The sequence below is a fragment of the Cupriavidus neocaledonicus genome (assembly GCF_000372525.1).
Taxonomy (GTDB): Bacteria; Pseudomonadota; Gammaproteobacteria; order Burkholderiales; family Burkholderiaceae; genus Cupriavidus; species Cupriavidus neocaledonicus.
Genome location: NZ_AQUR01000101.1, coordinates 23,229 through 42,403, shown reverse-complemented (window position 1 = coordinate 42,403; position 19,175 = coordinate 23,229). Strand labels below are relative to the sequence as shown.

The window sequence follows — 19,175 nt, the reverse complement described above, 5'->3', positions numbered from 1 at the left end:
CCCGGGCGCCCTGATGGGACTTGGGCCGCGGCAAGTGCGCGGCCGTTGTTCCTGCCATATCTTCTGCTGTGCTGTCGGGCGCTGTCTGACAAGGCGGAACCTTCATATCGCGCCAGCGCTCATATGGTCGTACCGGGCACTGCGGTGTGTGCCGCATCCCCGGCTTTCGCCTGGCAACAGAGGAGAACTCAAAATGCGAATCCCAAGTAAGACATGGCTCATCGTTCCGGTGGCCGCGGCGGCCGCGCTGGCCGGTTGTGCGGCGCCGTACAACAGCGGCTACGACCAGGGCTACAACACCGGCTACAACGCGCCGCCCCCGGGTTACCAGAACCCCCATACCTCGCAGGCACCGGCCGGCGCGGTTTACTACGGCCGCGTCGAATCGATCGAGCCGATCACCACTACACAGGGCAGCTCGGGCCTGCTCGGCACCGTGATCGGCGGCGCAGCGGGCGGCCTGCTGGGCCACCAGATCGGCGGCGGGCGCGGCCAGACCGCGGCGACCATCGGCGGTGCCGTGGTCGGCGCCGTGGCCGGCAACCAGATCGAGAAGCGCGCGGGCAGCAATACGCAGACGGTCTATCGCGTCAACGTGCGGCTCGATGACGGCCGCCTCGCCACGGTGACGCAGTCCAACCTGGGCAGCCTGCAGGTGGGCATGCGCGCGCGCGTCGCCAATGACATGGCCACACCGTACTGACCTGCCGGACAGACGTTTGCCAGAAGTGAAAGGCCACGCGCTTGCGTGGCCTTTTTTTTACTGCCGGCGTGCGGGCCGCTCAGTCCTTCAGGAACATTTCCTGCAGGTCGTTGAGGAAGCGCCGGCCAAGTTCGGTGGGGCGGATCGTGGTCAGGTCGGCTTCCAGCAAGCCTTTTTTCTCGGCCTCGGCCAGCTGCTTGCTGATGGTGTGCAGCGGCAGCCCGGTGTAGTCGTGGAAGCTCGAGGCCGGCACGCCGTCGGTCAGGCGCAGCGCGTTGAGCATGAACTCGAACGGCAGCTCGTCGGCGCCGACGTCGCGCGCTTCCTGCACCGCGTTGCCGGCCATGGCCTGCGCGATGTAGGTTGCGGGATGCTTGTGCCGCATCTGGCGCAGCACGCGCTGCGGGAACGACAGCTTGCCGTGCGCGCCGGCGCCGATGCCAAGGTAGTCGCCGAAGCGCCAGTAGTTGAGGTTGTGGCGCGCCTCGCGATGCGGCTTTGCATAGGCCGAGGTCTCGTAGTGCCGATAGCCCGCCGCGGCGGTGCGCGCTTCGATCCAGTCCTGCATCTCGTATGCCGTGTCGTCGTCGGGCAATGCCGGCGGAAACTTCGCGAACAGCGTGTTGGGCTCCAGCGTCAGGTGGTACAGAGACAGGTGCGTGGTGCCACAGGCCAGCGCGGCTTCGACGTCCGCCTGGCATTCCTGCAGGGTCTGGCCCGGCAGCGCGTACATCAGGTCGAGGTTGATGTTGTCGAAGCTGGCCTGGGCGATGTCGATGGCGCGGCGCGCTTCGGTGCCGCCGTGGATGCGGCCCAGTGCCTGCAGGTGCCGGTCATTGAAGCTCTGGATGCCGATCGAGAGCCGGTTGATGCCGCTGGCGCGGTAGCTGGCGAACTTGCCGGCTTCGAAGGTGCCGGGATTGGCTTCCATCGTGATCTCGGCATCGGCGTCGAGCGGCAGCAGGGCGCGGATATCCGACAGCAGCCGGTCCATGCCCGCCGCCGACAGCAGGCTCGGCGTGCCGCCGCCGATGAAGACGGTATGCACGGGGCGGCCCCATACCAGCGGCAGCGACTGCTCCAGGTCCGCGCGCAGCGCGTCCAGGTAGAGGTCTTCCGGGATCTCGTGGTTGTCGGCGCCGGGCGCGGCGTGCGAGTTGAAATCGCAATACGGGCACTTGCGCACGCACCACGGGATATGCACGTACAGCGACAGCGGCGGCGAGCCGGGCAGGCTGATCTGCCCGGGCTTGAGCCACAGCTGCTTGCTGTCCACTGGCACGGACGCGGAGGCCGGTACGATCGGAATCATCGGGTGTCAGGCTCCGCGGCCTCGGTCTGCAGGCGGGCCACCAGTGCGCGCAGCGCCTGGGCGCGGTGGCTGACGCGGTTCTTTTCTTCCGGCGGCAGCTCGGCAGCGGTCTTGCCCAGCGCCGGCAGCAGGAAGTGCGGGTCGTAGCCGAAGCCGCCCGCGCCGCGCGGCGCGTCGACGACCTCGCCATGCCACGCGCCTTCGGCGATGATCGGGCACGGGTCATCGGCGTGGCGCACGAACACCAGCACGCAGTAGTAGTACGCGTGCCGGTTCAGCTTGCCGGCCAGCTGCGAGACCAGGTAGGCGTTGTTGGCCGAGTCCGACTTGGCCTGTCCCGCCATCTGCGCATAGCGCGCCGAATAGACGCCGGGCGCGCCGCCCAGCGCCTGCACGCAGATGCCGGAGTCGTCCGCCAGCGCGGGCAGGCCGGCAAGCCGGCTGGCGTGGCGGGCCTTGGTCAGCGCGTTCTCGACAAAGGTGGCGAAGGGCTCGTCGGCCTCGGGGATGCCAACCTCGCCCTGCGTCACCACGTCAAAGCCGAGCGGGGCCAGCAGCGCGCCGAATTCGCGCAGCTTGCCGGGATTGTTGGAGGCCAGTACCAGGCGTCGCATGGGGGGCTCCGGAGCTCAGGCCAGGCCCAGCGCTTGGCGCTGGAGCTGCACCAGGCGCGCGATGCCGGCTTCGGCCAGGCGCGTCATGGCGTCGAGGTCGGCGCGGCTGAAGGGCGCGCCCTCGGCGGTGCCCTGCACCTCGACAAAGCCGCCGCTGCCGGTCATGACCACGTTCATGTCGGTGTCGCTGTTGCTGTCCTCGGCGTAGTCCAGGTCCAGCACCGGCACGCCGTCGACCATGCCGACCGAGACCGCGGCGACATGGTCGCGGATCGGGCTGGCGGCGATCAGGCCGTCGCGCAGCATGGTCGCGACCGCGTCATGCGCGGCGACAAAGGCGCCGGTGATGGCCGCGGTGCGGGTGCCGCCGTCGGCCTGCAGCACGTCGCAGTCGAGGTGGAGCGTGTATTCGCCCAGCGCCGCCAGGTCGAATACCGAGCGCATGGCGCGGCCGATCAGGCGCTGGATTTCCTGGGTGCGGCCGGTCTGCTTGCCGCGCGCCGCCTCGCGGTCGGAACGCGTATGCGTGGCGCGCGGCAGCATGCCGTATTCGGCCGTGACCCAGCCCTCGCCGCTGCCTTTCTTGTGCGGCGGCACCTTGGCCAGCACGCTGGCGGTGCACAGCACCTTGGTATCGCCAAAGGCGCACAGGACGGAGCCTTCGGCGTGACGGGTGTAGTGGCGGGTAAGGCTGATGGAACGCAGCGCATCGGCTGCGCGGCCGCTGGGTCGCATGAGATGGATTGTCCGCAAGGGGTAGAGGGGAAGAGACCGCGATTCTACCGCTGCCGGCCCGTACGCGCTGGCGCCCGGCCCCATGCCGCCCCTGCGGGGCCATCAACGCATCAGGTTGCTGGTCTTGTCGATGGCGGCGCGGATCTCGGCGATCGAGCGCTCGATCTCTTCCTCGGACAGCAGGTCGCTTTCGGTGCCGTTGCGCTCCAGGATCGAGGTGGTGAAGGCATTGAGTGGCAGGGTGTCGGTCATCACCGCATCCTGGCTGGCGGTGTTGTTGTCCAGTTCCCACATCATGGCGATGCCGGTGGTGTTGTCGGCACCCTCGCCGGCCTGCTGCAGCGCCTGGTCGATCAGCGCCGGCACCGCCTGTACCACCGACAGCCGCGACAGCTTGTCCACCAGCACGGGCTCGTCCAGCGGGCCCCACAGGCCGTCGGAGCAGAGCAGCGCGACGTCGCCGGGTTCCAGCCGCACCGGCCCGCCCAGGTCGATCAGCGGCAGGTTGGGCGAACCCAGGCAGTTGTAGAGCTTGTTGCGCTCGGGGTGGTTGGCCACCTCCATCGGCAGCACGCGTTCCTGTTGCAGCAGGTTCTCGATCTTAGAGTGGTCGCGCGTGCGCGTCAGCAACTGGCCCTTGCGCAGCAGGTAATAGCGCGAATCGCCGGCGTGGGCCCAGTGGATCTTGCCGTGCTGCACCAGGCAGCAGACCACCGTGGTGCGGGGCACGTCGGCCATCTGGTTGGCTTCGGCATAGCGGTGGATCTCGCGGTGCGCCAGCATGATGGTGTCCTGCAGGAATTCGGCCGGATTGCGCACCGCGGGCCGCGCCTGCAGCTGGAACTGGCGCGCCAGCGTCTGCAGCGCCTGCTGCGCGGCGACTTCGCCGTGGGCGTGGCCGCCCAGGCCATCGGCCAGCACCATCAGCAGCGCATCGCGCGTGAAGCAATAGCCCATGCGGTCCTGGTTGACGCGGCGGCCGCCCTTCCTGCTTTCCTGGTAGACAGAGAATCGCATGTTGGCTAATTGGCTTTCTCGGGTTCGATGGCCCGGTCGGGGCACGAAGGCGCCGCGGCCGGGGGTGTGATTCAGTCGACGCTTGCGCCAGATGCCGGCTCGTCACGCCGGCGCAGCAGCGTGCGCAAGCGCGAGGGCGCGGGCGCCTTTTCCGGCGGAGCAGGGGCGGCAACCGGCGCCTGGGTCGGCGGCGCCAGCGCCTGCTCGCCCAGCGCGTTGGTCTGCTCGCGCAGTTCCTTCTGCAGCCGGAACACGCTCTGCGGGCGGCCCGACGGCTCCAGCCGCAGGCACCACTCGACCAGGTCGACCAGGCCGTTGGTGTAGCTGCTGCGCAGCCGCATCAGCGCCTCGCCCATGCGGTCGTCCTTTTCGCGCTGGTTGGCTTCCTGCGGCGGCAGCCCGGCCATGCAGGCATAGAGCGTCGCGCCCAGGCTGTAGATGTCGGTCCACGGGCCCAGGTCAGTGTGCTTGCCGTACAGTTCCGGCGCGGCAAAGCCCGGCGTGTACATCGGCTGGAAGCGCGCCGCCTCCATCGTCAGGGTCTGCCGCGCGGCGCCGAAATCCAGCAGGATCGGCGACTCGTCCTCGCGCAGGTAGATGTTGCCGGGCTTGATGTCCAGGTGCAGCAGCTTGTGGATATGCACCTCGCGCAGGCCGCTCATCAGGTCGTGGAAGACCTTGCGGATGAAATGCTCGCGCAGCACCTTGGCGCGCCCCTGCTGCCGGGCCGCCAGCACGTGCTCCTGCAGCGTCTTGCCCAGCTCGTAGTTCATCACCATGTAGACGGTGGCGTTCTCGCGGAAGAAGTTCACCACGCGCACCACGCTGGGATGGGAAATGCGGGCCAGGGAGCGGCCCTCTTCGAAGAAGTACTTCAGGCCCAGCCGGAACGCGGCGGCGTTTTCGTCGGGCACCACGGGGATCAGTTCGCCCGGGTTGCGCCGCGCCAGCGACGACGGCAGGTACTCCTTGATGGCGACCGGCGCGCCGGTTTCGTCGGTGGCCAGGTAGACGAAACTGAACCCCCCGCTGGCCAACTTCTTTACAATACGATAGTTGGACAGCAGCGTGCCGACGGGCAGCGGTGCACTCTTCGGTTGTGGCGTGCCCTTTGGCTCTGTCATGGGAATAGGACCGGAGTTGCCCCCGCGGATTTGCCTCCGGACGGATTTGCCTCCGGATTGTCCGGGCTAATCGGTCACTTGTAAAGAACACAAATACGGGCGTTATTGCCCGCCTTTCAACGTTTTGAGGGCGCCCCCACAGGCTGCGCCGCGCGCTGGCCGGGCGGGCGTCCGCCGGCAGGCCGCGGCCCGCATCCGGTGGCGCGGCGCCAATCACGAGAACAACCAATGATCCACAGCATGACAGGCTACGGCCTGGCGACGCGCCAGGCGCCATTGACCAACGCGCAGGGCGAGCCCAGCGGGCGCACCGCGTCCGTCTCGGTGGAATTCCGCACTGTCAATTCGCGTTTCCTCGACCTGTTGTTCCGCGCCCCCGAAGAGTGCCGCGCGTTCGAGCCGGCGTTGCGCGAAATGCTGATGGCCGAGTTGTCGCGCGGCAAGCTGGAATGCCGCATCAACCTGCAGCGCACCGATGCCGGCGGCGCCACGCTGGCGCTCAACGACGGGCTGCTGGCGCAGATCCGCGCGCTGGAAACCACTGTGGCCGCCACCTTCAGCAGCGCCGGCACCCTGCGCATGGGCGAGATCCTGCGCTGGCCCGGCGTGCTGGTCGAGCCGGAGCTGTCGCAGGAGGCGCTGCGCGAGGCCGTGCTCGGCGCCGCGCGCGAGGCGCTCGGCCAGTTGCTGGAAGCGCGCCGCCGCGAGGGCGATGCGCTCAAGGCCACGCTGACCGAGCGCATCGATGCCATGCTGGCGATCGTCGAGCGCCTGACCCCGACCATCCCGCAGCTGATCGCGCACCACCAGGAAAAGCTGACCGAGCGCCTGCAGGAAGCATTCAACCTGGCCGCGCCCAACGGCATGCCGTCGATGAGCCGCGACGAGATCGCCGAGCGCATCCGCCAGGAAGCCACCGTCTACGGCATCCGCATCGACATCGCCGAAGAGCTGTCGCGGCTGCAGGCGCACCTGAACGAAACCCGTCATATCCTGAAGAAGGGCGGCCAGGTGGGCAAGCGCCTGGACTTCATGATGCAGGAGCTCAACCGCGAGGCCAACACGCTGGGCTCCAAGGCCGCCGCCAAGGAGCTGGCCGATGCCTCGATGGAGCTCAAGCTGCTGATCGAGCAGATGCGCGAGCAGGTCCAGAATCTAGAGTAAGACAGTCAGTCACCGAATCATCATGAGCCAAACTTCTCCGTCGGCCGCCGGTCCGACCTCCAACGCGACCACCCACACTGCCATCGACACCGTCTACCCCGGCAACCTCTTCATGGTGGTGGCGCCCTCGGGCGCGGGCAAGTCGACGCTGGTCAACGCACTGCTGGCGCAGGACCCGGCCATCCGCCTGTCGATCTCGCACACCACGCGCGCGCCGCGCCCGGGCGAGCAGGACGGCCGCGAGTACCACTTCGTCACGGTCGACGCCTTCCGCGCCGCGCGCGACCGCGGCGAGTTCCTGGAGTGGGCCGAGGTGCACGGCAACTACTACGCGACCTCGCGCGTGTGGATCGAGCAGCAGATGGCGCAAGGCAACGACGTGCTGCTCGAGATCGACTGGCAGGGCGCGCAGCAGGTGCACCAGCGCTTTTCCAACGCGGTGGAGATCTTCATCCTGCCGCCGTCGCTGACCGCGCTGGAAGAGCGCCTGAAAAAACGCGGCCAGGACGAGCCCAACGTGATCGTGCGGCGCCTGCTGGCCGCGGGCAGCGAAATGGCCCACGCCTCGGAGTCGGACTACGTCATCATCAACGAGGTGTTCGACGATGCGCTGGAGCAGTTGCGCAACGTCATCAGCGCCACGCGGCTGCGCTTTTCCTCGCAGAAGGCGCGCCATGCGGAGCTGTTTATCGAGCTTGGCATCCACTGAAACGATGCCTGCCGATGACAGCCGCGCGGGGCGCCGCCGGCGTTTCCCGCCGCGTGCTGTAAAATAGCAACCCAACGTAAGGTTTTGTCCCAAGGTGGATTTGATATGGCGCGTATTACCGTCGAAGATTGTCTGAAACACATTCCGAATCGTTTCGAGCTCGCGCTGGCGGCCACGTATCGTGCGCGCCAGCTGGTGCAGGGCCACACGCCCAAGGTCGAAGCGAAGGACAAGCCGACCGTGGTGGCACTGCGCGAGATCGCGTCGGGCCAGGTCGGCATCGAGATGCTGAAAAAGGTCCCGACCTGATCGACCAGGCGGCCCATGGCTCATCCCTGTATCGTGCCAGCACTGTTCCAGGCTACCCAGCCGGATTTCCCGGGCCGCCGCCATGCCATCGCCGCATCCGCCCTCCAAGCCTCCATCCCAGCCGTCGCCGACCGCGGTCGTGCCGGCGCCTGGCGATGCGGCCCCGCCCGCGGCGCGTAAGCGCACCATTCCGGGCCAGTCTTCCGTGAACGCGCGCACCGGCGCTCCCAATCTTCCCGATCCGCTCGGCGACGATGTCGTCGGCGAGCGCGCCGTCGCGCCCGCGCTGGCACCGGGCAAGGCGCGCGGCGCGGCGCTGCCCGATGAACTGGCCGCGGTGCAGCAAGTGGCGCCGCCGGCAGCCGACAGCCTGTTTATCGATGCAGTGCTGGCGCAGTCATACCGGCACTTCTTCGGCCCGACCTCGCAGCCGGCGGTGCCGCCGCGCCAGCAGGTCATCTCCATCACCCGGCTGATGGAGAAGCTGGCGTACCTGAAGGTGCCGGACCTGGCGCGCGTACGCGAGGCCTTCCAGTTTTCCGACGAGGCCCACCTGGGCCAGTACCGCCAGAGCGGCGAGCCCTACATCACCCATCCGGTGGCGGTGGCCGAGCTGTGCGCGGACTGGAAGCTGGACGTGCAATCCATCATGGCGGCGCTGCTGCACGACGTGATGGAAGACCAGGGCATCACCAAGAGCGAACTGGCCGAGAAATTCGGCCCCAAGGTCGCCGAACTGGTCGATGGCCTGACCAAGCTGGACAAGCTCGAATTCCAGAGCCGCGAGCAGGCGCAGGCGGAAAGCTTCCGCAAGATGCTGCTGGCGATGGCGCGCGACGTGCGCGTGATCCTGGTGAAGCTGGCCGACCGTACGCACAACATGCGCACGCTCGACTTCGTGCCGCCGGAGAAGCGCCGCCGCATCGCGCTCGAGACCATGGAGATCTATGCGCCGATCGCGCACCGTCTCGGTCTCAACACGATCTACCGCGAGCTGCAGGAGCTGTCGTTCAAGGTCGGCTCGCCGTTCCGCTACGCCACGCTCGAAAAAGCCGTCAAGGCCGCGCGCGGCAACCGGCGCGAAGTGGTCAAGCGCATCCTCGAGGCCGCGCAGAAGGCGCTGGCCGATGCCGGCATCGTCGCCGAACTGTCTGGCCGCGAGAAAACGCTGTACAGCATCTACCGCAAGATGCACGACAAGCAGTTGTCGTTCTCTCAGGTGCTGGATGTCTACGGTTTCCGCGTGGTGGTGGAAACGCAGATGCACTGCTACATGGCGATGGGCGCGCTGCACGGCCTGTACAAGCCGATGCCCGGCAAGTTCAAGGACTACATCGCGATCCCCAAGATCAACGGCTACCAGTCGCTGCACACCACGCTGGTGGGGCCGTTCGGCACGCCGGTGGAGTTCCAGATCCGCACGCGCGACATGCACCAGATCGCCGAGGCCGGCGTGGCCGCGCACTGGATGTACAAGCACCAGGCCGACCACGCCAACGATATCCAGCAGCAGGCGCACCAGTGGCTGCAGTCGCTGCTCGATATCCAGAGCCAGACCGGCGATTCGCAGGAATTCCTCGAACACGTCAAGATCGACCTGTTCCCGGACGCGGTCTACGTGTTCACGCCCAAGGGCCATATCCGCGCGCTGCCGCGCGGCGCCACCGCGCTGGACTTTGCCTACGCGGTGCACAGCGACCTGGGCAACCAGTGCGTCGCGGTCAAGATCAACAACGAGATGCTGCCGCTGCGCACCGAGCTCAAGAGCGGCGACATCGTCGAGGTGGTGACGGCCCCTTACTCCAAGCCCAATCCGGCCTGGCTGTCGTTCGTGCGCACCGGCAAGGCGCGCGCGGCGATCCGCCACTACCTCAAGACCACCAAGCTGGACGAGGCGATCCAGCTGGGCGAGCGCCTGCTGGAGCAGTCCGCGCGCCAGCTCGGCATCGAGCTGAAGGCGGTGCCGCAATCGGTGTGGGACCGCATGATCCAGTGGACCGGCAACAAGCAGCGCGAAGACATCTTCGCCGACCTGGCGCTGGGCCGGCGCGTGCCGGCGGTGGTGGCCAAGCGCATGGAGATCCTGCTGCAGGAGCTGTCCGGCGATGTCGACAGCGCGCTGCTGGCCGCGGTGCAGACCTTTGCCGGCGAGGAAGCGCCCGCGGTCCCGATTACCGGCGACGAGGGCATGTCGATGATCTTCTCGGCGTGCTGCCGCCCGATCCCCGGCGATTCCATCGTCGGCTACCTGGGCAAGGGTGAGGGGCTGCAGATCCACGTGCAGGACTGCAAGATCGCCAAGCGCCTGCACAGCAAGGATCCCGAGCACTGGATCGACGTGATGTGGGCGAAGAAGACCACGCGCGCCTTCGATGTGTCGATCAAGGTGATGGTGCGCAACGTCAAGGGCATCGTCGCGCGCGTGGCGGCGGACCTGACCGCGGCCGACGCCAACGTCGCCCACGTGGCGATGGAGCAGCAGGACGCCGGCCAGCAGGAAGCCACCTATATGCAGTTCATCATCCAGGTGCAGAACCGCCTGCACCTGGCCAACGTGATGCGCGGGCTGCGCCGCAACCCGGACGTCATCCGCATCTTCCGCGACCGCAACGACAATTGAAGCGCCGGCGCCGGCCTACTGCTTGCGCGCCGGGTAGCGGACTTCCAGGATATCGATCTGCTCGACGCCGGCCGGCGTGCGCAACGCCACGGTGTCGCCTTCACGCGCCTTGAGCAGCGCCTTGGCGATCGGCGAGATCCAGCTGACGTGGTTGTGGTCGAGGTCGACCTCGTCCATGCCGACGATGGTGATGGTGGTTTCTTCGCCCGACGCATGCGCGTAGGTAACGGTGGCGCCAAAGAAGATCTGGTCGTTGTCGCCCTGCAGGGACGGGTCGACCACTTCGGCCTTGTCCAGGCGGCGCGTCAGGAAACGGATGCGACGGTCGATCTCGCGCAGGCGCTTCTTGCCATAGAGATAGTCGCCGTTCTCGGAGCGGTCGCCATTGGACGCCGCCCACGACACGATCTGCACCACGTCGGGACGCTCGACATCGATCAGCTGCATCAGCTCATTGCGCAGGCGCGCATAGCCTTGCGCGGTGATGTAGTTCTTGGTGCCGGGTGGCAGCGGCGCTGCGCCTTCGGGAAGATCGTCGTCCTCGTCGCCCGAGGACTCTTTGACAAATGCCTTGTTCATGGTCCGGATCACTTCTTCAGTCTGCCATTATAGGAAAAGCTCGCTGGCAGGCTGACCCTCGCGGCCGGGCCGCTTCGACCCCCGTCCCATAAAGATCGCAAAAAAGTTGGAAAGGGGCTTCCCAAAAACGAAAACTGGGTTATAATCTTTTTCTCGCGTGCGGCTGTAGCTCAGTTGGATAGAGTACTTGGCTACGAACCAAGGGGTCGTGGGTTCGAATCCTGCCAGCCGCGCCACCTATGCAGAAAGAAGAGGGCTTCCGGAAACGGAAGCCCTTTTTCTTTGCTGCTTTGGTTGCTGCCTTCCTTGTGGTTCGCATCGCCGCTCCGGCACGCATGCCGTCTTCCCGCGTGCTCGCGTTATGTCTTGCGGTCGCGCGTGTCGCCTCCTAGTCTCGAAACATCATCACTAACCGGGAGTCGGATGCATGGACAACGCAGACTGGCGCGTCGAGGCATATCGCGGCATGGACGTCTACGTCCTGGTATCGCCGCAGGGGCAGGGCAGCATCGGCCGTTGGGGTTACGAGGTGCGCGTTTCGCAGGAAGGTGCCGATCCGGCCGATGCGGGCGATACCGAGCTGCTCGCCAGCGGGCCGCAGCAGTTCGCCACGCGCCATGCAGCCGAGGTTGCCGCGTTCGGCGCGGGCTATGCGCTGGTCGATCGCCTGCTGGGACCTGCTGAATAATTGCGGCAAGCCGTCGCGCGCAGCGGTTTATATCACGTTGTGATGCATCGACTTGTCCGCGGCGGTGAACGATTTGCTGTGCCGACGCAAATAGTGCTTGCCATGCGCCGTCGGATCACCCATAATCCATCTCCTTCAGACGCGGGGTGGAGCAGTTGGCAGCTCGTCGGGCTCATAACCCGAAGGTCGCAGGTTCAAGTCCTGCCCCCGCAACCACCACCTGGCATCCGCCAGCCGCGGCAACCGCCGCGATCTCTCAAGCGTTGTTCCACAGGCCGACCGGCCAGCTTCCCTTGGTGTTTTGATCTCGATGCCGATGCGGCCAGTGCACGCATGGAATCGCAGCGCACAACGTCAGGCTGGCACGCGTTCCGCTGCAAGCCTGAAGGTATCGCGCACCAGCGGCTGGTCTTCGCGTTCGGCTGCCTCGGCGCGATCGCGCAAGCGCGCGGCGAGCACCGTCAGCGTTCCCTGTGCCTGCGGCCCGCCCGCGGCCTGGCACTTGGTCACGGCTTCGCGCATCACCGCATCGAGTTCGCCGCTGACGTCGGCGCCATCGAAGGCGCTGACCGAAAGGGCCGAGATGCGTTCCAGGTAGAGATTGACCAGCGCTTCGTCGTGTAGCGGTTCGGACATGTCTGCTCCTTGTCGATGACGGCATACCCCAACCATTGTAGTGAAGGCGCCGCCTGCCCGGGATCAAACAATAATGATTCTTGTTCTGGGGCTGCGCGGGCTTCCCATACAATGGGCGCCTGCCGATTTATCCCGACGTAGAAGCCATCATGATGCTGCAGATCCCCGACGTATTGACCAAGGCCCAGGTGGCGCAGGTGCGCGAGATCATCGACGCGGCGCCCTGGGCCGACGGCAATGAGACCTCGGGCCACCAGTCGGCGCTGGCCAAGCGCAACCTGCAGCTACCCGAGGGCTCGCCGGCGGCGCGGCAGGTCGGCGACCTGATCCAGGATGCATTGGGCAACCATGCGCTGTTCTTCTCGGCGGCGCTGCCGCTGAAGGTCTATCCGCCGCTGTTCAATCGCTACGAGGGCGGGCATACCTTCGCCAACCATGTCGACAACGCGATCCGCTACCTGCGCGGCACCGGCTTCCGCATCCGCAGCGACCTGTCGGCGACACTGTTTCTGACCGAGCCGGAAGACTACGACGGCGGCGAACTGGTGGTCGAGGACACTTACGGGCAGCAGCGCGTGAAACTGCCGGCCGGGCACATGGTGCTGTACCCGGCCACCAGCATCCACCACGTGACACCGGTCACGCGCGGGGCGCGGGTGGCGTCGTTCTTCTGGATCCAGAGCATGGTCCGCGACGACGGCCAGCGCGCCATGCTGTTCGAGCTCGACGGGCGTATCCGCCAGGTGGCGCAGGAGCTCGGGCAGGCGCATGAATCGGTGATCGGCCTGACCGGCGTCTATCACAACCTGCTGCGGCGCTGGGCGGACGCGTGAGCGCTGCCGGCGCCCACATGGGGGCGCGGCGTTGCATCGGGCAGGATGCGCCGGGCGACTAGTCGTCGCGCCGTCGCTGGTTCTGCAGCAGCTCGATGGGAGAGGGCTGGATGCGCCGTCGCGCCGGACGCAGCGCCCGGTTCGGCCACAGCACATAGTTGGTGTGCGGATCCAGCGGCTTGCCGAAGTACGAGACCCAGACCTGTACGCCCTGCTCGGTTTCGGCAACGATGGCCGCGACGGCGCGCGCCGCGGCGGACGGGGACTTGAGCAGCTCCGCCAGGGCTTCGACGCCCTGCACGACATGGTGCTTCACCCCTGCAAACCATGCGTACTGACGCATGGCGGACAACAAACGCTTGGTCATGAACGCGACTCGGGTTGTTTGGAAGTGCGAATCAGACTTTCGTACATCCGATTTGTTCACAGCAAATTCGCCCGGCAAGGATGACTGAGGCGCCATGTCGCAGGTGTGTCACCTGCCTGCCGTGCGTGGCTGGCGTCTCCCGGTGCCGGCCGCATCACGCGGTGTGCGGCGGGGCGGGAGCCAAGGCAGAGAGTACCATCGCGAGCCGGTCCAGGGCAGGGTCGATATCGAGCAGGTCGATCGCGCCGAAGCCCAGCAGCAGCCCGGCGCAGCTGGGGGGCGGACTGGCATAGCAGGGGTCCAGCGTGGCCAGCTCCAGGTCCGCCAGCCGCGCCATCGATACCAGCGCCTCGGTGGCCACCGGCACCCGCAGCCGTGCCGCCAGGTGGAAGCCGGCCACCGCGGGCAGCGGCTCCAGCCACGGCGACAGGTCGCCCTGCAGTCGCGCCAGCAAGCGCGCGCGGCGCTGGGCATGGCGCGCATGCGAACGCCGGATATGGCGCAGCAGGTGACCCTCGGACAAAAAGCGCGCCAGCGCCTGCTGCAGCAGCGTCGGCGTGTACCAGTCCATCAGGTGCTTGACCTTGCGCGCCGCCGGCATCAGCCAGGGCGGCACCACCACATAGCCGCCACGCAGGTTGGCCGCCAGGGTCTTGGAGAAGGTGCCCAGGTAGACCACGCGGCCGTGCCGGTCCAGCGTCTGCAGCGCGTCCAGCGCCTGGCCGCCGTAGCGGAACTCGCTGTCGTAGTCGTCTTCCAGGATCACCGCATGGCGGCGCGCGGCCCAGTCGAGCAGCGCCTGGCGCCGCGCCAGGCTCATCGGCACGCCCAGCGGCGACTGGTGCGAGGGCGTGACATAGACCAGGCTGGCGTCGTTGGGCAGCGCCGCCACCACCAGTCCTTCGTCGTCGACCGGCACCGGCACGACCCGCGCGCCCAGGCCCTGGAACAGGGCGCGTGCCATCGGATAGCCGGGATCCTCCATCGCCACCACCGCGCCCGGCCCGAGCAGCAGCCGCGCCAGCAGGTCGATGCCCTGCTGCGCACCGCTGGTGACCAGGATGTCGGTCGGTGCGCTCTGCACGCCGCGGGTAAAGGCGATATGGCGCGCGATCGCCTGGCGCAGCGGCATCTCGCCGGCGGCATCGGCCGGGCCGGGCGCGCGCGTGCGCTCGGCCGCGAGCGCCGCGCGCACGCAGCGCGCCCAGGCTTCGTGCGGAAAGCGGGTGGTATCGGCCTGGCCCGGCTGGAAGGCATAGCGGGCGCCGCCCGCCGGGGCCAGGAACGGCGTCGGCACGGCCAGCCAGCGCTGCACCGCCGGCGGCAGCACCGGCGCCGCGGCGATGCGCACCGCAGGCCGCGCCAGCCCCGGCGCGACATAGGTGCCGTCGCCGACGCGCGCATGCAGCCAGCCCTCCGCCACCAGCCGCTCATAGGCGGTGGTCACGGTCTTGCGCGCCACGCCCAGCTGCGTGCCGAGCAGGCGCGAGGGCGGCATGCGCGCACCGGCTTCGAGCCGGCCGCCCTGGATCGCGTCGCGGATGTGGCGGACGATCTGCGCGGTCAGGTCGCCGGCGTGGTCGAGGGCCAGGTGCAGTTCCATGGCGGGTGGCGTCGATTTCGATTGGTCTACTGATTCTGCCGGAAATTGGCAGTGTACGGGACCAATGCGAGGTTCTATCTTTCATTCCGTCGGGCGCCGCCTCAGCGCCCGCAGCAATCGAACCTGAATCCAACCTGCTCAACCTGCTTAAGGAGATCGATCATGGAAGAACGGATGAACTGGCAAGACGTGGCCCCGGACGCCTACAAGGCACTCGTCGGTGTCGAGGTCTACCTGGCGCGCTGCTCGCTGGAGACCACGCTGAAGGAACTGGTCAAGATCCGCGCCTCGCAGATCAACGGCTGCGCCTTCTGCCTGGACATGCACGTGACCGACGCGCGCAAGCATGGCGAAAGCGACCGCCGCCTGAGCCTGCTGCCGGCGTGGCGGGAAGTAAGCTGGTTCACCCCGCGCGAGCGCGCCGCGCTGGCGTGGACCGAGGCGCTGACGCTGCTGCCGCAAAGCCAGGCGCCGGATGCCGACTACCAGGCCCTGCGCGAGCAGTTTTCGGAGAAGGAGATGGCTGACCTGACGCTGCTGATCTCGGCCATCAACGCGTGGAATCGCTTTGGCGTCGGCTTCCGCCGCCAGCCGCCGGCGCTCTGAAACGCGCTCTCCCGCCTGCCTGACGCGCGCGCCGGCTTGTCGATTGACAAGCCGGCGCGCGCTGCATTAGGTTCGGTTGCAGCGACTGCACATCTGGCTACGGCCCGCGGCGGCGGCTTGGGAGGCGTGGTTCCCGGGCAGCAGCGACCGCATGGCCGACGTGATGATAGGCTATGCCAATGGCTTTCCGCGTGTAGTGTGACGTCCCCTCGCCAGGAGTCTGCCCATGACCGAAGACACCCTGCTGCAACTGATGACGGAAGTCGAGAAGGAAGACCCGATCGACTACGCCGACCTGCCGTTCGACGACGCCGCGCTGCGCCGGCTGGCCTGCCGCCTGATCGCCGAACGCTCCAGCGAGCTGGAAGCTTCCGGGCTGCCAGTGGAGGCGCTGCTGGCCACGATGTGGGCCTCGACCGCCAAGCTGGTGCTTGAGAACCTGGTGCTCAACGCACGCCTGTTGACGCTGCAGGGCCTGCCGGACGATGCCCGCGCGCTGATCGACCGCATCGCGCGCCAGTCCCGCGGCGACGCCTGAGCCCGCCCGCGGGGCGTCGACTGCCCCGGCGCCGCCGTCGCCCTGCAGTGTGCCGCAGCCGGCGCAAGCTGCGGTGCCCCCGCCGTTTCGCTAAAATACCGGTTTTCACCCAGCGGGCCGCGGCGTGCCATGCGGTGGCCGCGGCTGACCAGGAGGATTTCGGTGATCAAGTGGATAATCGTCGCGGGCTACCTCGGTGCCATCCTGTATGTGCACTTCCGCGGCAAGGTGCGCCTGCGCCTGTGGCGCCAGCTGCTGGACCATTCGGCCCTGGTGGCGCCGATCAACTGCTTCATGTACGCGTTCTCGGGCGTGCCGCGCACCCCGTACATCCCGGTCGACAATTTCCCTGACCTGGAAAAGCTGCGCGCCGCCTGGCCGGAGATCCGCGATGAAGGCCTGGCCCTGGCGGCGATGCGCAAGATCAAGGCCGCCGACAAGAACGACGACGCCGGCTTCAATTCCTTCTTCAAATACGGCTGGAAGCGCTTCTACCTGAAGTGGTACGAGGCCCAGCATCCGTCGGCCGAGCAGCTGTGCCCCAAGACCGTGGCGCTGCTGCGCGAGCTGCCCACGGTCAAGGCGGCGATGTTCGCCGAGCTTCCGCCGGGCGGCAAGCTCAATCCGCACCGCGACCCGTTTGCCGGCTCGCTGCGCTATCACCTTGGCCTGGCCACGCCCAACGATGACCGCTGCTTTATCGAGGTCGACGGCGAGCGCCACAGCTGGCGCGACGGCGAGGGCGTGGTGTTCGACGAAACCTACCTGCACTGGGCCGAGAACCGCAGCGACGCCAACCGGCTGATCCTGTTCTGCGATATCGAGCGTCCGATGCGCTATGGCTGGGCCGCGAAGTTCAACCACTGGATGGGCCGCAAGGTCATGACCGCGGCCAGCTCGCCCAACGACGAGCACGACCAGACCGGCATGATCAACCGCCTGTTCCGCTTTGTCTGGCTGGGCGGCCAGTATCGCCGCCGCTTAAAGGCGTGGAACCGCCAGCTCTACTATGTGACCAAGTTCGGCCTGATTGTGCTGGGCGTGGGTTTGATCGTTTATCTGTAAGCAGCAAGAGCCGGCGCCAGCCGGCTCTTTCGTTTTGCGGCCCTGTTTGCTTCCTGTCGGAGATGCCGATGCGCTTTCTTCCCGTAACCCTCGGGCTGGCTGTCGGCCTTGCCGCGGCCGCCTGCACCAGCACGCCTGCCGGGCGCTCCGCCAGCACCACCAGCACCACCGGCACCGGGCCCGCCATCGGCATGGCCAACCCTGCCTCGGTCAACTGCGCGCAGCGCGGCGGCAAGCTGCAGATCGTGACGACGCCGGCGGGGCAGACCGGCCTCTGCACCTTCCCGTCGGGCAGGCAGTGCGAGGAATGGGCGCTGATGCGCGGCGAGTGCACGCCTGGCTGAAGCGTGGTCCTGTAGCGCCCGGCCTTCAGTCGCGGCGCCGTTCGTTGGCAAGCGCGGCGTAGTGGCCGCGCTTGGCCTGGTACATGCGGCTGTCGGCCAGCTTGACGATGTCGCCGAGGCGTTCGCCTGCCTGGCAGGTGGCGTGGCCGATGGAGAAGCTGAGCCGCGTGCCGGGGTAGAACTGGTTGTTCAGCTCCACCACCTTGTCGATCTGCTCGACCACGGTGGCGGCGCCGCGCTCGTCGCGGCCGGGCAGCAGCACCATGAACTCGTCGCCGCCGGTGCGCGCCACGCAGGCCTGCTCGCCTACGGCCTTCTTCAGCACCTCGCCGGTGCGGCGCAGCAGGCTGTCGCCGTCGGCGTGGCCGAACTGGTCGTTGACCAGCTTGAGCCCGTTCAGGTCGACCGCCACCACGCTGACCGGCCACGGGCCCTTGCGGCCCAGCCGCGCCAGTTCGTCCTCATAGTAGGCGCGGTTGTAGAGCTTGGTCAGCACGTCATGCTTGCCGAGGAATTCGACATAGGCCTCGGCCTTCTTGCGCGCCGTGATATCGGTCAGCGAGACCAGCACCTGGTCCCAGTCCGCCTCCCGCCCGGGGAACACCGACCACTGCATGAACACGTCGACGGCGCTGCCGTCGAGCGCGTAGTTGATGACCTCGCGCTGCTGCCACAGCCGGCCATGCCACAGGTCGATCAGCTGCTCGGCAAAATGGATGCGCATGTCGTCGCGGAACACGTCGCCGAGCCGCGACAGCAGCATGGCCTTGCTGTCGGCGCCAAACATCAGCAGGGTCTGCCGGTTGACGTCGAGCACGCGGATTTCCTGCATGCAGCGCGAGACAAAGTCAGGGTGGACGTTGAGGAAGGTGCGGAAGTCGGTGATGCCGGCGGCGCGCACCTCGTCGATCAGCACCTTGACCGCGCTGAAGTCTTCGACCCACAGCGACACCGGCGAATGCTCGAACAGGCCCAGCGCATACTGCTCGCTGCGGCGCAGTTCGCGCTCGGTGCGCAGGCGCGGGGTGATGTCCTTGATCGACAGCAGTACGCGCTCCCAGGTCTGTTCGTGGCCCGGCATCACCGTGGCCTCGAGCTGGATGTCGAGCCGCGTGCCGTCCAGCGCGTAGTTGACGGTCTGGCTGGCAAAGCCGTTGGCGCCGTCCCACAGCTGGCCGAGTTCTTCGACATGCTGTTCGAACATGTCATCGCGGAAGACGGTGTCGAGGTTGGCCACCAGGTCGTCGAGGTCGGCCGCGCGGAACAGCTCCAGCGTGCGCCGGTTCACCGCGATCACGCCGATCAGCGCGGAACACTGCGCCACCCGCCGCGGGTCGGCGCGCAGGTGCGCGCGCACGTCGGTGATGCCCTGCTGCCGCCATTGCGCGAAGCACTCGCGCACCGCGCTGAAGTCTTCCAGCCACAGCGACACCGGCGCCAGCTGGAACAGGGCCTGGTAATCGTCGGGAAGGGTGCGGGCAGGGTCGCCGATACCCTGACCAGCGGATGGCGCCACAGATGTACTGGTCAAGGCCATTCTCCTTGTTCTTGTTGTGAAGGTGCGCGGCGCCCGCGGGCAACCGATGCGATCGGGCATCAGGCCTCCGGG

The 19,175-nt window shown here is 67.4% G+C and carries 21 protein-coding genes and 2 tRNA genes; 13 read left to right on the top strand and 10 right to left on the bottom strand.

All coding sequences use genetic code 11. The features are described 5' to 3' along the window. Positions 1–193 precede the first annotated feature (193 nt). Entirely contained in the window at positions 194–703 is a 510-nt protein-coding gene (locus tag A3AG_RS0119185) for an outer membrane lipoprotein (protein WP_018006988.1), read from the top strand. Between the two features lie 79 nt (positions 704–782). Here A3AG_RS0119185 and hemW read toward each other — a convergent pair whose 3' ends face one another. From hemW to A3AG_RS0119160, 5 genes are all read right to left on the bottom strand, one after another. Next, positions 783–2,015, bottom strand: coding sequence for a radical SAM family heme chaperone HemW (gene hemW, locus A3AG_RS0119180; protein ID WP_018006987.1), 1,233 nt, complete (start codon positions 2,013–2,015; stop codon positions 783–785). Beyond that, a complete protein-coding gene (gene rdgB / locus A3AG_RS0119175) occupies positions 2,012–2,629 on the bottom strand; it encodes an RdgB/HAM1 family non-canonical purine NTP pyrophosphatase (protein ID WP_018006986.1) in 618 nt (205 codons plus the stop codon). The genes hemW and rdgB overlap by 4 nt, the downstream gene beginning before the upstream one ends. A gap of 15 nt (positions 2,630–2,644) precedes the next feature. Next, positions 2,645–3,364, bottom strand: coding sequence for a ribonuclease PH (rph, locus tag A3AG_RS0119170; RefSeq protein WP_018006985.1), 720 nt, complete (start codon positions 3,362–3,364; stop codon positions 2,645–2,647). Between the two features lie 102 nt (positions 3,365–3,466). Next, positions 3,467–4,381, bottom strand: a complete 915-nt coding sequence (locus A3AG_RS0119165; RefSeq protein ID WP_018006984.1) for a PP2C family protein-serine/threonine phosphatase — start codon at positions 4,379–4,381, stop codon at positions 3,467–3,469. A 71-nt stretch (positions 4,382–4,452) separates the two neighbouring features. Beyond that, positions 4,453–5,505 carry a serine/threonine protein kinase gene (locus A3AG_RS0119160; RefSeq protein WP_018006983.1) on the bottom strand — a complete coding sequence of 351 codons (1,053 nt, stop codon included), beginning with the start codon at positions 5,503–5,505 and terminating at the stop codon, positions 4,453–4,455. Positions 5,506–5,733: 228 nt separating this feature from the next. Here A3AG_RS0119160 and A3AG_RS0119155 point away from each other — a divergent pair, with 228 nt between their 5' ends. From A3AG_RS0119155 to A3AG_RS0119140, 4 genes are all read left to right on the top strand, one after another. Beyond that, positions 5,734–6,669: a YicC/YloC family endoribonuclease gene (locus A3AG_RS0119155; protein WP_018006982.1), complete on the top strand. Its 936-nt coding sequence runs from the start codon at positions 5,734–5,736 to the stop codon at positions 6,667–6,669. Between the two features lie 22 nt (positions 6,670–6,691). After that, the gene (gene gmk, locus A3AG_RS0119150; protein ID WP_018006981.1) at positions 6,692–7,378 is read left to right on the top strand and encodes a guanylate kinase; all 687 of its coding nucleotides are present in this window, start codon (positions 6,692–6,694) and stop codon (positions 7,376–7,378) included. Between the two features lie 105 nt (positions 7,379–7,483). Continuing rightward, entirely contained in the window at positions 7,484–7,687 is a 204-nt protein-coding gene (gene rpoZ / locus A3AG_RS0119145) for a DNA-directed RNA polymerase subunit omega (protein WP_006578656.1), read from the top strand. Positions 7,688–7,892: 205 nt separating this feature from the next. Continuing rightward, on the top strand, positions 7,893–10,307 hold the full coding sequence (locus A3AG_RS0119140) for a RelA/SpoT family protein (protein ID WP_026164309.1): 2,415 nt from the start codon (positions 7,893–7,895) through the stop codon (positions 10,305–10,307). Positions 10,308–10,322: 15 nt separating this feature from the next. On the opposite strand, the gene greB is transcribed toward A3AG_RS0119140, so the two are convergent. Continuing rightward, on the bottom strand, positions 10,323–10,886 hold the full coding sequence (gene greB / locus A3AG_RS0119135) for a transcription elongation factor GreB (protein WP_018006979.1): 564 nt from the start codon (positions 10,884–10,886) through the stop codon (positions 10,323–10,325). A gap of 159 nt (positions 10,887–11,045) precedes the next feature. On the opposite strand from greB, the gene A3AG_RS0119130 reads away from it, so the two are divergent. The 3 genes from A3AG_RS0119130 (at position 11,046) to A3AG_RS0119115 (ending at position 11,790) form a co-directional block, all read left to right on the top strand. Continuing rightward, a tRNA-Arg gene (locus A3AG_RS0119130) sits at positions 11,046–11,122 on the top strand. Between the two features lie 191 nt (positions 11,123–11,313). Next, the gene (locus A3AG_RS0119125) at positions 11,314–11,574 is read left to right on the top strand and encodes a hypothetical protein (protein WP_018006978.1); all 261 of its coding nucleotides are present in this window, start codon (positions 11,314–11,316) and stop codon (positions 11,572–11,574) included. A gap of 140 nt (positions 11,575–11,714) precedes the next feature. After that, positions 11,715–11,790, top strand: a tRNA-Met gene (locus tag A3AG_RS0119115). A 138-nt stretch (positions 11,791–11,928) separates the two neighbouring features. On the opposite strand, the gene A3AG_RS0119110 is transcribed toward A3AG_RS0119115, so the two are convergent. After that, a complete protein-coding gene (locus A3AG_RS0119110) occupies positions 11,929–12,210 on the bottom strand; it encodes a hypothetical protein (protein WP_018006976.1) in 282 nt (93 codons plus the stop codon). 149 nt (positions 12,211–12,359) lie between these two features. On the opposite strand from A3AG_RS0119110, the gene A3AG_RS0119105 reads away from it, so the two are divergent. Further along, on the top strand, positions 12,360–13,043 hold the full coding sequence (locus tag A3AG_RS0119105; protein ID WP_026164308.1) for a Fe2+-dependent dioxygenase: 684 nt from the start codon (positions 12,360–12,362) through the stop codon (positions 13,041–13,043). 58 nt (positions 13,044–13,101) lie between these two features. On the opposite strand, the gene A3AG_RS0119100 is transcribed toward A3AG_RS0119105, so the two are convergent. Then, positions 13,102–13,410 (bottom strand): hypothetical protein, encoded by a 309-nt coding sequence (locus A3AG_RS0119100; protein ID WP_018006974.1) that lies wholly within the window; start codon positions 13,408–13,410, stop codon positions 13,102–13,104. A gap of 154 nt (positions 13,411–13,564) precedes the next feature. Then, on the bottom strand, positions 13,565–15,013 hold the full coding sequence (gene pdxR, locus A3AG_RS0119095; protein ID WP_018006973.1) for a MocR-like pyridoxine biosynthesis transcription factor PdxR: 1,449 nt from the start codon (positions 15,011–15,013) through the stop codon (positions 13,565–13,567). Between the two features lie 162 nt (positions 15,014–15,175). Here pdxR and A3AG_RS0119090 point away from each other — a divergent pair, with 162 nt between their 5' ends. The 4 genes from A3AG_RS0119090 to A3AG_RS0119075 all read left to right on the top strand — a co-directional run bounded on the left by A3AG_RS0119090 (position 15,176) and on the right by A3AG_RS0119075 (position 17,566). Next, positions 15,176–15,619, top strand: coding sequence for a carboxymuconolactone decarboxylase family protein (locus A3AG_RS0119090; protein ID WP_018006972.1), 444 nt, complete (start codon positions 15,176–15,178; stop codon positions 15,617–15,619). A gap of 226 nt (positions 15,620–15,845) precedes the next feature. After that, a complete protein-coding gene (locus A3AG_RS0119085) occupies positions 15,846–16,157 on the top strand; it encodes a hypothetical protein (RefSeq protein ID WP_018006971.1) in 312 nt (103 codons plus the stop codon). A 162-nt stretch (positions 16,158–16,319) separates the two neighbouring features. Next, positions 16,320–17,222, top strand: a complete 903-nt coding sequence (gene lpxO, locus A3AG_RS0119080; RefSeq protein ID WP_018006970.1) for a lipid A hydroxylase LpxO — start codon at positions 16,320–16,322, stop codon at positions 17,220–17,222. Positions 17,223–17,290: 68 nt separating this feature from the next. Beyond that, the gene (locus tag A3AG_RS0119075) at positions 17,291–17,566 is read left to right on the top strand and encodes a putative hemolysin (RefSeq protein ID WP_018006969.1); all 276 of its coding nucleotides are present in this window, start codon (positions 17,291–17,293) and stop codon (positions 17,564–17,566) included. A gap of 25 nt (positions 17,567–17,591) precedes the next feature. Here A3AG_RS0119075 and A3AG_RS0119070 read toward each other — a convergent pair whose 3' ends face one another. Next, entirely contained in the window at positions 17,592–19,103 is a 1,512-nt protein-coding gene (locus tag A3AG_RS0119070; protein ID WP_240619891.1) for a sensor domain-containing diguanylate cyclase, read from the bottom strand. Positions 19,104–19,175 lie beyond the last annotated feature (72 nt).

Coding starts and splice junctions, on each gene's coding strand:
- A3AG_RS0119185 (WP_018006988.1), top strand. CDS start 194: ATGCGAATCCCAAGTAAGACATGGCTCATCGTTCCGGTGGCCGCGGCG.
- hemW (WP_018006987.1), bottom strand. CDS start 2,015: ATGATTCCGATCGTACCGGCCTCCGCGTCCGTGCCAGTGGACAGCAAG.
- rdgB (WP_018006986.1), bottom strand. CDS start 2,629: ATGCGACGCCTGGTACTGGCCTCCAACAATCCCGGCAAGCTGCGCGAA.
- rph (WP_018006985.1), bottom strand. CDS start 3,364: ATGCGACCCAGCGGCCGCGCAGCCGATGCGCTGCGTTCCATCAGCCTT.
- A3AG_RS0119165 (WP_018006984.1), bottom strand. CDS start 4,381: ATGCGATTCTCTGTCTACCAGGAAAGCAGGAAGGGCGGCCGCCGCGTC.
- A3AG_RS0119160 (WP_018006983.1), bottom strand. CDS start 5,505: ATGACAGAGCCAAAGGGCACGCCACAACCGAAGAGTGCACCGCTGCCC.
- A3AG_RS0119155 (WP_018006982.1), top strand. CDS start 5,734: ATGATCCACAGCATGACAGGCTACGGCCTGGCGACGCGCCAGGCGCCA.
- gmk (WP_018006981.1), top strand. CDS start 6,692: ATGAGCCAAACTTCTCCGTCGGCCGCCGGTCCGACCTCCAACGCGACC.
- rpoZ (WP_006578656.1), top strand. CDS start 7,484: ATGGCGCGTATTACCGTCGAAGATTGTCTGAAACACATTCCGAATCGT.
- greB (WP_018006979.1), bottom strand. CDS start 10,886: ATGAACAAGGCATTTGTCAAAGAGTCCTCGGGCGACGAGGACGACGAT.
- A3AG_RS0119125 (WP_018006978.1), top strand. CDS start 11,314: ATGGACAACGCAGACTGGCGCGTCGAGGCATATCGCGGCATGGACGTC.
- A3AG_RS0119110 (WP_018006976.1), bottom strand. CDS start 12,210: ATGTCCGAACCGCTACACGACGAAGCGCTGGTCAATCTCTACCTGGAA.
- A3AG_RS0119105 (WP_026164308.1), top strand. CDS start 12,360: ATGATGCTGCAGATCCCCGACGTATTGACCAAGGCCCAGGTGGCGCAG.
- A3AG_RS0119100 (WP_018006974.1), bottom strand. CDS start 13,410: ATGACCAAGCGTTTGTTGTCCGCCATGCGTCAGTACGCATGGTTTGCA.
- pdxR (WP_018006973.1), bottom strand. CDS start 15,013: ATGGAACTGCACCTGGCCCTCGACCACGCCGGCGACCTGACCGCGCAG.
- A3AG_RS0119090 (WP_018006972.1), top strand. CDS start 15,176: ATGGAAGAACGGATGAACTGGCAAGACGTGGCCCCGGACGCCTACAAG.
- A3AG_RS0119085 (WP_018006971.1), top strand. CDS start 15,846: ATGACCGAAGACACCCTGCTGCAACTGATGACGGAAGTCGAGAAGGAA.
- A3AG_RS0119075 (WP_018006969.1), top strand. CDS start 17,291: ATGCGCTTTCTTCCCGTAACCCTCGGGCTGGCTGTCGGCCTTGCCGCG.
- A3AG_RS0119070 (WP_240619891.1), bottom strand. CDS start 19,103: ATGGCCTTGACCAGTACATCTGTGGCGCCATCCGCTGGTCAGGGTATC.